6 protein-coding genes are annotated in these 13,157 nt (G+C 36.9%); 2 read left to right on the top strand and 4 right to left on the bottom strand.

What is annotated here, in order from left to right:
• Nucleotides 1-2 precede the first annotated feature (2 nt).
• On the bottom strand, nt 3-1,586 hold the full coding sequence (locus B3600_RS06790; RefSeq protein WP_159729811.1) for a SusD/RagB family nutrient-binding outer membrane lipoprotein: 1,584 nt from the start codon (nt 1,584-1,586) through the stop codon (nt 3-5).
• 11 nt (nt 1,587-1,597) lie between these two features.
• On the bottom strand, nt 1,598-4,735 hold the full coding sequence (locus B3600_RS06785) for a SusC/RagA family TonB-linked outer membrane protein (RefSeq protein ID WP_159332775.1): 3,138 nt from the start codon (nt 4,733-4,735) through the stop codon (nt 1,598-1,600).
• Between the two features lie 1,116 nt (nt 4,736-5,851).
• Here B3600_RS06785 and B3600_RS06780 point away from each other — a divergent pair.
• Nucleotides 5,852-6,136 (top strand): hypothetical protein, encoded by a 285-nt coding sequence (locus B3600_RS06780; protein ID WP_286752472.1) that lies wholly within the window; start codon nt 5,852-5,854, stop codon nt 6,134-6,136.
• The gene (locus B3600_RS06775) at nt 6,133-7,218 is read left to right on the top strand and encodes a hypothetical protein (protein ID WP_286752471.1); all 1,086 of its coding nucleotides are present in this window, start codon (nt 6,133-6,135) and stop codon (nt 7,216-7,218) included. Before B3600_RS06780 ends, B3600_RS06775 begins: the two co-directional genes overlap by 4 nt.
• Nucleotides 7,219-8,325: 1,107 nt before the next feature.
• Here B3600_RS06775 and B3600_RS06770 read toward each other — a convergent pair.
• Together B3600_RS06770 and B3600_RS06765 are read right to left on the bottom strand one after the other, a co-directional pair.
• Nucleotides 8,326-9,771, bottom strand: a complete 1,446-nt coding sequence (locus tag B3600_RS06770) for a SusD/RagB family nutrient-binding outer membrane lipoprotein (RefSeq protein ID WP_286752470.1) — start codon at nt 9,769-9,771, stop codon at nt 8,326-8,328.
• 18 nt (nt 9,772-9,789) lie between these two features.
• Complete coding sequence (locus tag B3600_RS06765; protein WP_286752469.1) at nt 9,790-13,023, bottom strand: SusC/RagA family TonB-linked outer membrane protein; 3,234 nt, start codon at nt 13,021-13,023, stop codon at nt 9,790-9,792.
• Nucleotides 13,024-13,157: the final 134 nt, after the last annotated feature.

The following is a 13,157-nucleotide window of genomic DNA, read 5'->3' as shown; positions in this document are numbered from 1 at the left end:
ATTTATTTTGCCCAAAACAATTTATCAGTGTATTTATTCACCGTCGGGATATTTGCACCGTTATAACTGAACTCACTTGCTGGATAAGGTAGCCTAGCAAGATTTTTATCAGGAGCGGTCGAGCGTGACTCAGTAGAAATAAAGTTCAACTTACCATTACCAATCACATTTCCACCTGCAATTTTCGGATAACCAATTCTACGGTATTCATTATACGCCTCGTGCCCAAATAAGAAGTTCATTGCTATATATTTCTGTGTCACAATAGCCTCTAATTTTTGGTCTTTTGTTTGTGCTGCAGACCAGTCTGCCAGGTATTTACCTGCATTGGCAGACACGTAACTTGTCAAATAAGTAGCCGCATTTGCACCATTTGATACAACATCGGACTCATTTTTATTTAAATAAGTGAAAGAAGCTTTAATTCCGTTTTCAAAAAATGTTTTCGCATCACCTGAAAGTAATCCTTCAACGACAGCTTCTGCACCAAGAAAATTACCTTCTGCACCAAGCATTAAAGGTTGACCTGCAGATGGTCCTTTAATAACACCATAACCTCTATAGTTTGTTGCACTGATTGTTCCTGAGGCTGGTTTCATAACCCAAGCAGAAGGAGAGATTCCCACTGGCGGATTGTTTGTATTTCCCAACTGGTTTACGTTTGTTGAAATACCATTGGCAAAAAACAAGTTCGCACGTGCTTCATCACTTAATTTAGATCCATCAAAAAAAGCCATTACAAATGGTGTAGGGATAAATTGCGTTCCCCATGTACCTACAGCAGCACCATCAGCACCATATGCCCAGGTATTCCACATTGGATTCTGTTTTCCCGCAATTTTAGTAAATCCAGGTTGTACAATCACATCATCTGTAATTACACCAATAGGATCTATCGTCTTATTTGCAAACGCCGCTTTACTGCCTGCACGCAATACCAACCTTAATTTAAGTGTATTAGCAAATTTAGCCCAAGAGGTATTATCTCCTTTGAAAATGATATCCGATTTTTTAAATACATCAGAAGAAGCATTTGCCTTAAAATACGCCACCGCTCCATCGAGCTTTTTAGCCAAATCGACATAAATATCACTTGCTTTATCGTATTTCGGTGTTAAGAATGCTGCTCCTTGCAGTGCTTCAGAATAAGGAATGTCATTGTAGGTATCTACTAAATTAGCATAGTTGTAGGCCATCAACACTACGGCAGCTTGATTTAAATCCTGATAACCCGCGTTTCCGGAGGTATTTTTAACAACATAATCCAAATCCGTAAGTGTATTATAAACCCCGCTCCATAAACCACCGAACGCACTTGTTGCATAATCGTATGTCAGGATATCTCCCCAACCCGAGACCCCACCAGATGTCGCATAGTATCCTACAAAGCGTGCTCCATAGGTATTAAAACCTGGAACTTGCTGAGCTGTAGCGACCATAGCTTGCGGTAACACCAATTCAGGTGTAGAATAAGTCGGTGAATTTGGGTTAGTATTTATATCTAACGCTTTATTACAGGATTGTAAACCTTGTGTACAAAGTGCAGCTACCAATCCCAACATTATATATTTAATATTTCGTTTCATTTGTAGTAAGATTAAAAAGTTAAACTAACAGAGAATCCAAGGTATCTCGATGGTGGGGTTTGGCTCAAACCAGTTAAACCAATCGCATTTCCGTTTGAAGAACCATTTCCGTCAGAGTATTCTGGATCGGTGTAAACGTTCGTTGCTGGAGTCCATAAGAATAAGTTACGACCTTGCGCACTTACTCGAGCTCTTTTAATTACTTTTTGTCCAGCTAACCAACTTTTAGGAATGTTATAGGTTACTGACATTTCACGAATCTTCCAGAAAGCTGCCGAAGTCACATAAGTTTCATCAATATCCCTTCTTCCGGTTCCCATTGTCCAATAATCTGAACCGCCATCATACACTGTTATATTCGTGTTAGCGACATAAGATTGTGTTGCATCATCCCAATAAGATGAATTAGGGATAACAAAACGCTCTCTATCATAACCGACAGTATTGATTCCTGATCCAGAAAAATCAAAAGTGCTTGCTCCTCTATGATAGATATAATTTCCAGTGCGGTATTCAGCACTCGTATAGAACGTCAGGTCTTTCCAAGATAAGCTAAGATTCAACCCAAGTGTGTGCGTAGGCATTGCAGGCCCCATATTGATCAAGCTTTCTGTTTTTGTTGGATACCCCGTATTTTTATCTACAATAATCCGTCCTTGAGGGTCTCTGTTATAACCATAACCCATGATCACTGGAAACTTCTCTCCTGCAATTGCGTATGATCCAGTACTTCCTCCATATGTTCCCAAAGCCAATTGTGTTAGACCTGCTCCTACTGCCTCTACTCTATTATCAATATAGGTAAAGTTACCGCCTACCGTTAAATCCCAATCCTGTGTTCTGATCGGTGTAACCGTCAATTTAGATTCAATCCCCTTACCAGTTGTAATACCTGCATTGACCAGGTAATTGCTGTATCCAGTTGCCCATGAGATGATAGCTGGAACGGTATTATCTGTTGTTCTATTGTTAAAATAGGTTGCATTTGCAGTTATCCGATTATTCCACCATTGTGACTCAAAGCCCAACTCAATTGAGCGAGTCATTTCAGGCTTTAATCCAGGCTGAACAATCTGATTTCCGATTGTAAAACCGCCGACGCCATTATATGGATATCCTGAGCCTTGGCTGAAAGTTGGAACAGTTGCATAAGCTCCAAATGTAGAAGTACTACCTACGTTAACTTGTCCCACTTTTGACCAGTTAGCAATCAGCTTCAAGAAATTTAATGGTTCAAAATCTTTCAATCCGTCAATAGCATCAGTCGCTACAAAAGATAATGCTACACCTGGATAAAAGAACGATCTATGATCTGGATCAAGAATAGAAACCCAGTCATTACGTCCAGTCAGACTCAAGTAAAGATAATTTTTGTACGCAACATCCACTTTTCCAGATAAACCAAATGTACGGGCGAGGTATGAAGATTGACCCGCGCTTGGATTGTTCAATGAGTTCCCAAGATTATAAATATCAGGAATGACCAAGCCACTTACAGAGGCGTTCATACCTGAATATTGATTTTGTAAAAATTGGAAGAGTAAAGTATAATCAAACTTGAAATCACCATTGGTATGTGTCGCATGGGAAATAAAGTCTGTTGCTATATTTGTAGTATAGTTAAATGCATCTGTAACATTACCCGTAATATTATTAGCCTTATAGGAACCATGAAGCCCTGCTGCATAAGGTGTAAATGAATATTTACCCGTCGTATATTTATAAGACTGATTGGCAGTTGTCATACCAACACGGCCTGTAAAATCTAACCATTGTAATGGTTTGAAACTTAAGTCAATGTTCCCCATAAAATAGTCATTACGGATATTCTGACGATTATTAGCAGCCACAAAATATGGGTTATTATAATAAGCATTGTAATAACCGCTAGGGTCAGCAAACGGATTATTTTTCCAGTCTTTATAACTTAATAAAGGGATTTGTCCAGGTTGATTCAAAACTGCATCATAAATGGAAGAATTCGCTGATGTCTGATCATATCGATTTTGTGCATAGTAAGAAGAATACGAAATATTCAACTTATCACTTAATTCTCTAGCCCCATTTACGCGAGCTGAAGCTCTTGTGTATTTATCTCCAGGAACCGTACCTGTAGAATTTAAATACTGACCAGAAAAACGGAATGAGCTTTTATCGAGCTTTGATGCAACAGACAAGTTGGTCATATTAGTAACGCCGGTTTCCCAGAATTTATCTTTATCACCGCTATAAGAATATGGTGTATATTGCGTGCTTCCATCTTGGAGCGGATCGCCAATTAACACATTTGAACCGTCAAATTTAGGTCCATATTGTTGGTTTTCATAAGGTGTGTAAATCTGAACATATTTATCCGCACCAGACCCGAATAACTTCTGCATCTTAGGTAAAAAAACCGAATTTTCAAAAGTTGTTGTGTTATCGATTGTCACTTCTAGGCCTTGGGAAGCAGCACCTTTTTTCGTTTTTATGATCAAGGCACCATTTGATGCTTGTGATCCATAAAGCGCAGCAGCAGAAGCACCATTCAGTACGGTGATATCTTCCACATCATCAGGGTTTAGATTACCCAGCATAGCTGAAGGAGAAATGATATTATCAATAACAATTAAGGCTTGGTTATTACCCGTTAAAGAGCGCATTCCCCTCAATACTACGCGGTAATTGGGATTTACACCACTACCAACTCCTTGTACTGTTAGACCCGCAACTTTTCCAGTAAGGCCGGTCACGATGTTTGTCGGTTTTGCCTTTTGTAGATCATCTGCTTTAATAGTTGTTTGGGTAACACCAATAGAACGACGACTAGCCTGAAGACCCGCACCAGTTACTACGACTTCATCAAGAACAGAAGCATTGTCATTCAGTTGTACGTTATATAAACTTGAACCTTGTGCAACGGTAATTGTTTTGTCTGAATAGCCTACAGAGCGAAAGACTAAAATTTTTCCAGTAGGAACATTAATAGAATAGTTACCGTTTGCGTCGGTTTGTGTGGCTTGGTTAGTGCCTTGAATAACAATAGTAACGCCTGGCAACCCCTCGCCATTTGTACCTGTCACTCTTCCACTAACCTTCTTTTCTTGGGCGAATGCTACCGAAGTTAGGATAGCACCACCCAATAAAAAACTGAGTAGTTTGTGTTTCATATGTTTATGTTTAATTAAGTATGTTTATTTAAATTCTTGGCAATAAAGCAGCTTGGCTAGCAATTTTTTTACTTCTCAATAATTATTATATGCTATGTTAGTTAGTCATACATCTTTTAATCGTGCTGTTTCAGCTGTTAAAAAATGTTAAATACAAATTTATAACTTTTTTTATCTTTTGCAATGCAAGCATAACTTTGTGATAACATTTATTTTACAACACATCACAAACTATTGATAATTAAGATATTATTTTCAAACACAAACGTAACAAAATGTAATTATTTCCCAACGTGCGGAGCCTTATCTTACAAAAAGAAACTTAAAAGGAACAGATTAGGAAGATCCTTTTTTGAGTTTAGCTCAGCTATCCTTTTTATGTCAGAAATATCAAGAAAAAGTTAAAAAACAATCAAATCCAATGAAATACATAAAAATGAAAAAGCTCTCAAGAAGTTTAATCCTCTTGAGAACTTAAAATATTTCACTAGGTTCGGAAAGATTATCTTCCTTCCAAGACCAGCATTTGCATGATTACATACCCACCAAACCGCTACATCTATTGGAATATTTTTTTGCATTCGGATTATACAAAGTAGTTGTTTGTGGAAATGGGAATCTTATAGGGATGATAGACATCGTAGCTCCTGCATTTGCTTAATTTTTACCTTAGCTGGACTTAGTACTTGAAGCGTACTAAGAAGATATCTTTATAAAAAGCCCCGAGAATCTGGCTTCGATATTTTTTCAAGTGGAGTGTTGACTTTCTGTCATTCGGCAAAGTCTTATTTTCAAAATTCATTTTTAAGAAAAAAATGCCTTGCTCCTTGATCGGAGTTATATTTTGAAAAACTGGCAAGAAAACGCCATTATCAGCCATTTTTAATCGAGAACTACAGAAAAAACCAAATAAATTCCATTAACCACAACTTTCAATTAAACTATAGATGTCATAGAATATTATTGCATCTGAAACGATACCGTAAGAGATAGCTTAATGATAATAATATTAAAGCAGTATAACAGATTATTGCACTACACTTTTGTGTAGAACGCAACCTTCAATACACACTTAAAAGTAAAATTATTTATCTTACACGCTAATTATATTACCAAGTGAAAAGATATTTATTATTTATTGCGCTGCTAGGGCTAGGCTTTGGCGCGTGTAAGAAAGAGCAGGCTGCTGAGCCTGACCAGGACAGTTTTGTGTTAAAAAACGAAAGATTCAGTATTGAAGAAACCAAAAAACTATTTAGTATTTTGGTTGGTCTTCCTAAGGATGATCTAACTTTTGTAAAGGACAGTTTAGGATTCAGATATAAAAACATAGAGCACATTCATAAAATAGAACCGTTTATGGAAGATTTGAAAGAACTAAAGAAAAATCTTGCAAAATGAAAAAAGCCTTAACCATTTTAATTTTAATGTGTTTTGTATTTTTAGCAAAGTCACAGGGTGATGATTCAGGAAACGCACTTTATCCAAATAATTTTACAGTCACTAATCCTGCAGTTTTAAACAATAAAATTGTAATCCCATTTGATTACACACTTACTACGCTTGATATAAAAGGATCATTTGGAATAACTGTAAGCGGAATGTATAAGCCTTATTTCAGTGATATTAAAACTAGTATCGCAGTTATGAGTGGTGACCAAGTGATTGCTTCAGCAGATGGGCCAAGTTTCAACCGGTCAGATTTTACTGTTGGTGGAGTTGTTTATAACAATTCAACTTATAAGGATTTTAAACTAACAATAAATAGAGGACAAACAACGGGTTATCAACCATTCGAAGGTACAACTATTGTGCTTCGATATAAATATTATTTTAATCCCGCTGTGGGAATTCCAAATCAAGAAAAAGCTGGCTGGGCTCCAGAAGTTACATTTGGAAGAGAGTGGTTTAAACATGATAAGATATATCCTATAACAATTTCTGCTCCGTTGCCTTCAATAAACGGTCCTAGTTCCATTTGTGATGAAGCGAATTATTCTATTATTAATCCAGGTACTGTAACATTGGTAGATGCTACCAATATTGCACTATTATCAAAATTAAGCGAAAGCCAATGGAAAATAACTAGAACTGGTACGGCCAGCGGTTTTGTTAAGTTGAAATCAACTTCCAATGGAAAAACTGTTGAGAAAGAGATTATTGTTGGAACACCGACGCTTGTCATATACGGAGATGGAGACATAACCGCACCTAAAGGAGTAGGAATTCAAGATGCAACTTTCGGGGTTGACAAAGATATTCCTGGAGCGACATATGAGTGGCATATCATTGGATCAAGTAGGATAACTTTTCCGAATGGTAATACTGGAAAAACCGTAATAGTTCATGTAAAAAGTCATCAGGGAACGATTCCCTACCAATGCAAAATGCGGCTAAGAATAACAAACTCATGTGGCACGTCCGAAGATATATTTTACAACTTTACGGTTATACCTACCAATGGTGGTGGTCCAATAACTTAAACGAATGATGCAAAGTTATAATGTAAGTAAGATTTTTGGCTTGCTAGGTCCAAAAATTCCTGCTCATTGAGCTATCTACAGATTCAAGACAATTCGCAAGAAATTAATCCTCAATATTAGGATTGATGATAATTTTAAATATTTTACCAGTCCTGAAAAATAGATACAGATTTCAGTGATTAAAAACACTTAAAATTAGACAGTGGTATCCGATAGGTTACTACTGTCTAATTTTGTAAGTCCTGAGTACATATGCATCTGATTTGGAGTTAGTATATGATTTGACCAATGTGATAGTCTGTCATTATTATAACTATCGATTACTTCTGCTGCAATCTGCTTTATCAAATGCCGATCTAAATGGTAGGTATGAGTCATGAGCTCTTGCTTCAGTATACCGTTGGCCCGTTCAGTGATGGTATTTTGTTAAGGATCACAGTTTTCCGTCATACAACACCTGACGTGCCACTTGGTTACGTAATATTGATATTCCCTCTACATTATATTGTATCCCTTTGTCGGAATGATGGATTAATGGTTGGTTTGTTTTTCTTTACTTTTATACCATTTTAAAACATGTGATGTACTATATGATTCCCCATACCTCAAAAGCCAGCAATCTTCTTCGAATAGCGTCTGTAATGAAATTCAGATAAAAAGGGCTTTCTCATTCTCCGGTATAAGTGATATCACTCACCCGAACCTGCTTGGGACGGTAAAAAGTTACTTCTTAATAATATTCGCATATTTTCTAACATAGTGATCCTATGATAGCTTCTTTTAGGAGTAATTAACAATTGGTTGGCGCGAATAATATCAAGGAAATACATTTATAAAAGTGAGACGCAAGTTTTATTCTAACTAAATTTCCTGATTTATAAAAATAATTCACTATTGTATCGCTAATAAGCGATATGCCCCTTGCTTTAGAAGAAAAAGCTTCCATATTGGCTCCTGTCAAAACAAGCATAATTAAAACTGAAATCGATCTTTACATAAATATAATTGCGCTAACAAGGAGAAAATGTAGCTTTTCCCACAATATATCTCAAAAAAAAGCAGCAATTTCTTTCGAAATTGCCGCTCATAAAAAGTCAGTCCAATGGATTATTTAACATCCCACCACACACGTTCAGTAATAATCTTTGTACCGGGATAGTTTGAATTTGATGTCAATTCACTATTTGGATACAATAAACGCTGAGGCATTTGTCCAGCTCCGATAATTGAAGCTTTAGATTGAATCAAGAAATCTGGATATCCAGTTCTACGGTATTCGGTCCACGCTTCAAAATTCTGAAAACCATTTAATGCAAAATATTTCTGTGTAATAATTGCCTTCAATTGTTCTTCCTTACTCTTCCCAACAGGAAACGTTACAGACGAATTAGCAAGGTAAGTTGAAGCATTTAAGCCAAGTCCACTAAAGGATGCTCTAATGGCATCTTCATACAATGTTTTAGCATCTCCAGCAGCCCATCCTTTTGAAACAGCTTCAGCCTGCAAAAACAAACTTTCTGTTTTAGAGAAAATTTTAACTGGAGCAACAGCTGAGATGGTTGACCTTGCGTTTGCACCAGTCAACGCTGACGGAGGTGAAACAAGCTTTGTATTTTGTCCTCTAAAATCACCTTGAAGAAGGTAAGCAATAGTATCTTGACCACTCAATTTATCATAAAGTTTAAATAAGCGATCATCACTTATTCCTTTCATTGCTTGAACAGACGTCCCACTTGCGACAACATTCTGAACATAATCCAAACCTACAGTTTCGGTGTAGAAAGGATTTTGGTTACCACCCGTCGTGGTAAAAGCTATAGAGACATCCCCATCAACAAAGGTAGGATTTGTAGCGTATAATGCTTTAATGCCTGCCTGAGCAGTTGCAGCATCTACACTTGAAATACGAAGATATCCTCTCAATTTTAGCGTATTAGCAAATTTAATCCACTCATCATTGTCACCGTTAAAAAACATGTCCTGCTCTCCTGGAGAAGTGCCCAAAGATCCTTTTAACAACTCAATACCTTTATCTATATTTTCAAAGATAGCCGTGTAAACTTCTTTTTGAGTTTGATATTTAGGATTAAGATTTGACGCCCCTTGCAGTGCATCGTTAAGTGGAATATCTCCAAATGCATCTGTCGCAACCTGCAATGTATATGCTTTCAATAAATAAGCCATACCAATTGTATAATTATTGACTCCTTTTTCGGAGTTAATAATTATCTCAGCATTATTTAAAGTACTTCTATAAATTGTAGCCCAAACACGATCAGTATTTGTTGTCTTAAGGTTATATTGATCGATAACTTGATATTGCGATGAAGAAGGGCTTTGTGTCCAATATTGCGCCCATAGTCCACCATAAACCTGTAGCTGATTACCAACTATTTGGCTTAGTCCTGCTTCAACCGTAGGTAGCAATAAATTCGGTTCCACTTTTTCTGGATTATTTGGATTTTCGTTTACATCCAAATATTTATTGCAACTCGTAAATGCTACAGTTCCTAATAATGCAGCAAAAACAAACTTTTTAATATTCTTGTTCATTTTGATATTCTTTAAAATTTAGAAGGAAACCTTCACATTTACACCATAATTACGTAATGAAGGTTGAGCCGTATAATCGAAACCTTGTGCATTTCCAGCTCCTGAAGAATTTACTTCTGGATCGGCATATTTGTTCTCGCTCGGCGTCCAGATAAACAAGTTGTTTCCAAATAGTCCAACCGTAACATCGCCAAATGGTGTATTTTTCAATTGCTCTTTCTTAAATTTATAAGAAATAGTAAGATTGCGTAATTTCACATAAGAAGCGTCCACAACATTCATACCTGCCTCTAAATATGGATAATAATCCACTTTATCGTACGTTGCAATCGTATTTACAACACTATTTCCTTTATCATCTAAGTACACAGAATTCGGGAAGATTTGACCAAAACGAGCACCACCAGTTTCCGTTGACGTGCCGTTGAAAGCCATAATATCTTTCGTACGCGAATAGAATACGCCACCGTGTTTCATATCAAACAATGCACCCAAAGACCAATTTTTGTAATTAATAGTTGTTCCCAAAGAAGCCTGGAATTTGGGATTGTAACTTCCTAAATATTGTGCTTCTGATGTTGGAATCGGTAGACCGGTTTCTTTATCCACAATCGTTCTACCTTCTGCATCTTTAGCATTTGTAACGGCATAAAACTCACCATAAGGATGACCTTTTGCGGCAACAATTGACATTCCGGAAAAACCACCCAAAGTTACCTGATCTATTCCATCCATCAATTCAACAACTTTGTTATTGTTTTTAGTGAATGTTCCCATCAATTCCCAGCTAAAATCTTCCGTTTTTATAGGAGTACCTCTTAAAGCCAATTCAACACCACTATTTTTAATTTTACCAGCATTAACGACATTAAATAGATAACCTGTAGAATTTGCGATTGGAATAGCTAGGATTTGATTTTTTGAATTATTGCTATAATATGAAAAATCCACAGTCAAGCGATTTTGAAAAAAGCCCAACTCTGTACCGATCTCAGCTGAAGTTGTAATTTCTGGCTTCAAATTAGCGTTCCCAAGATCAGTTCCCGACATAAATGCTGAAACGTTACCGAAAGGAAATGTTGTGCTACCAAATCCACCATTTATCTCACCCCTTGAAAAAATAGTTAGTAACTGATATGGGTCAGTATCCGAACCTACTTTTGCATAGTTAGCACGTAACTTTCCGTAAGATAAAACCTTCTTAATTTCTGGACTTAATAATTCAGAGAACACAAATGAACCACTAACACTTGGATAGAAGAAAGAATTATTTTTCTTAGGTAATGTTGATGACCAATCGTTACGGGCAGTAGCCTGTAAGTACACGAAATTTTTATATGACAAGTTTAAATCGGCGTAGACTCCAACTAAACGACGTTTTGCCCATGAATCCTCAATCAAATTCAACGGTCCATTTGAATTGGCAAGATTATATAATCCAGGTTGAACCAGACCACCACTTTCATTTGTCGCAATTCTTGAGTTCGATGTATTTCGCTGACGAATATTATTACCTAACATCAATGAACCTTGGAAATCCTCGTTAAATTTATGTGTCCCTGTGACCATAAAATCATGAATAATTTCAGTTACATTAAATTCATCGATACGATATTCTCCGTTATTGATTAGGTCATTTCCTTTAGAATAGTTACCTGATGTCTTGTCAATCGGAGTAAAACTATACTTTGGTGATTCCGAACGTCTACGATCCGTGTAATGATCCACACCGACGCGTTCTTTAAAATCCAACCACTCAAATGGTTTATATCCAACATTAAAATTACCCATGATACGATTTACATTATCGTAGTTATTGTAATTTTGAAGTACCCAGTATGGATTTCTTGTATATGCACCATAGTAACCATATTCATTACTGTGAGCCAAGCCATTCGCATCTATATATCCATATGAATTGTAAGGATTGTTCAGATCTTTAAGACTGGTAACAGGAATATCCCTTGGAGTCTGCAACAAGTTGTTATATACGGAAGCTCCCCCTTGACCACCGGCAACATTATTGGAATTTATCTGGCTATAATTAGCAGAAATTCCAGCATAAAATTTATTCGAGAACTCTGTTTGTCCGTTAAATCTTACACCATATTTATTAAAAGTGTCTTTGTTCCCAGGGTAAACACCATTTGAATTCAATGAATTTAATCCCAAATAGAAGGTCGACTTCTCACTTCCACCTGAAAAACCTAGGTTATTATCCGTTGCAAATCCCGTGTTGAAAAAATCACGAATGTTATTCTTTACTGCCGAATAAGGTTTAACCTGTCTCACACCATTAATAGCCTGTCCCCACTCTTGATCTTTTCCCGTAAACGGAGCTCCCCATGACCAGTTTTCTTTTGGATCATTGACAAAAACTAGATCTCCAGCTTTATTGTACCCAGAATACCCCTGTCCATATTCATTTTGTAGATCAGGCAATTTTAGGATAGACGAAAATGTATTCGTTGAATTGAACGTGATATCTGTCTTTCCACCACCTTTTTTACCCGACTTAGTTGTAATAATCAATGCGCCATTGGAAGCGCGTGAGCCGTACAATGCTGCTGCAGCTGGGCCTTTTAATACAGTCATAGACGCAATATCATCAGGATTGATGTCGTTTCCACGATTACCAAAATCAACGCTCGAAAGTGAACCACCTCCACCAATAACGCTCGAGTTATCGATTGGTACCCCGTCGATTACGATTAATGCCTGGTTATTCCCAGAAATAGAAGAACCTCCCCGCAAAACAACACGAGATGAACTCCCGGGAGCATTTGATGTAGATGTAATGTTCACACCCGCTACCTTTCCAGCCAAAGAGTTTAAAGCGCTGGAATTTTGTCCCGAACGGAGCTCTTCATTGTTTAATGTTGGAGCCGAATAACCCAATGTGCGCTTCTCCCTTTTGATCGCATTAGCTGTCACAACAACTTCTTCTAATGCATTGTCATGATTTGCTAAAGAGACATTGAACACCGAACTATTGTTATTAACAATAATGGTTTTTTCATCGAAACCAACTGAACGGAATACGATAACTTTTCCCGTGGGCACGTTTATTGTGTAATTACCCTCAGTATCTGTCTGTGTAGCTAGATTAGTACCTTGTACGACTACTGTAACCCCCGGTATTGCTTTACCATCAGCAGATGTAACACGACCACTAATCTTTTTTTCTTGAGCGAATGCAACCGAAGTCAAGATCATACCGCCAACAAGAAAACTTAGTAATGTTTGTTTCATGTTTTAGTTAGTTAATTTTATTATTTTTCTAATCCTATATATTGATATATTTTTATATCCATTAACAAAATTGCTTAAGCACATATAGCTCAAACAGCAAAACGCGAAAAAAGTTTAACACTGTTTTAAAAATA

It is taken from the genome of Sphingobacterium sp. UBA2480 (genome assembly GCF_002341965.1).
In the GTDB taxonomy this organism is placed as follows: domain Bacteria; phylum Bacteroidota; class Bacteroidia; order Sphingobacteriales; family Sphingobacteriaceae; genus Sphingobacterium; species Sphingobacterium multivorum.
Note: the sequence above shows the minus strand (reverse complement) of the source record. Positions and strands in the feature narration are given on the sequence as shown.

What these genes read in the sequence shown, in the direction of transcription:
- B3600_RS06775 (WP_286752471.1), top strand. Translation starts at nt 6,133, where the DNA reads ATGAAAAAAGCCTTAACCATTTTAATTTTAATGTGTTTTGTATTTTTA.
- B3600_RS06765 (WP_286752469.1), bottom strand. Translation starts at nt 13,023, where the DNA reads ATGAAACAAACATTACTAAGTTTTCTTGTTGGCGGTATGATCTTGACT.
- B3600_RS06790 (WP_159729811.1), bottom strand. Translation starts at nt 1,586, where the DNA reads ATGAAACGAAATATTAAATATATAATGTTGGGATTGGTAGCTGCACTT.
- B3600_RS06785 (WP_159332775.1), bottom strand. Translation starts at nt 4,735, where the DNA reads ATGAAACACAAACTACTCAGTTTTTTATTGGGTGGTGCTATCCTAACT.
- B3600_RS06770 (WP_286752470.1), bottom strand. Translation starts at nt 9,771, where the DNA reads ATGAACAAGAATATTAAAAAGTTTGTTTTTGCTGCATTATTAGGAACT.